Raw genomic sequence first — 792 nt, 5'->3', positions numbered from 1 at the left:
CTAGTTATCTAGGGGTTAAGCAAAGTGTATCGATCGGCGCTGACGAGAAGGGGTCGTTGAGATGACAAATCTGTCATGTTGTTTTGTCGCGTGGATGCAATGGCTCTCATTCGCAAGATAAGTTTGATTCTGTGCCCGATAATCTCAAATGAAAAAACAGTAGAAATGGCGAACGCGATGAGCGTGGTCTACGTTGTTTGAGTGCAGTTAGGTTCATAAAAGGAATGACAATGAAACCACTCTCTTTGTATATCGCGATCGCGCTCACATCAGGGGCCGTTCTGGCCGAACCCATCCCATCCAAACCCGCGACACAAGCCACGATTGAAGCCAATCAGGCGGTGTATCAAGCGTTAAATTTAAGGATGAACCGATTTTAAGATGCCCAAACGAGGTTTGATTGCCAAACAAGATGTGGTCACCATCAAAAACGCCGAATGGGCGATGTGGTGTGGGATCTGGAAGCGTATAAGCAAGTTCACTCTCGCTGGAAAATAAAGCCCCAGTAGTAGCGTGAACCCCAGTTTATGGCGTAACGCTCAGCTCAATATGATCAATGGTCTGTTTGAGGTTGACTGATGGGCATTTATCAGGTGCGCGCTTACGATCTTTCCAACATCACGGTTTATTAAAGGGGACAAAGGGTGGATCGTCTTCGACCCGTTGATTTCCCAAGAAACCGCCAAAGCCGCTCTGGATTTTGTTAATGCTCAGCTTGGTGAACGCCCTGTGACAGCGGTGGTTTATTCGCACAGCCACATTGACCACTTTGGTGGCGTTCGCGGCATCGTG

Annotated in this window: 1 pseudogene; it reads left to right on the top strand. The window is 48.0% G+C overall.

Features of this window, described 5'->3' with window-relative positions:
• Positions 1-230: 230 nt before the first annotated feature.
• A pseudogene (locus tag CIK04_RS29915) lies at positions 231-792 on the top strand (MBL fold metallo-hydrolase); the annotation flags it as partial.

Source organism: Vibrio sp. 03_296 (assembly GCF_002265885.1).
This window is presented reverse-complemented; position numbering and strand designations above follow the sequence as displayed.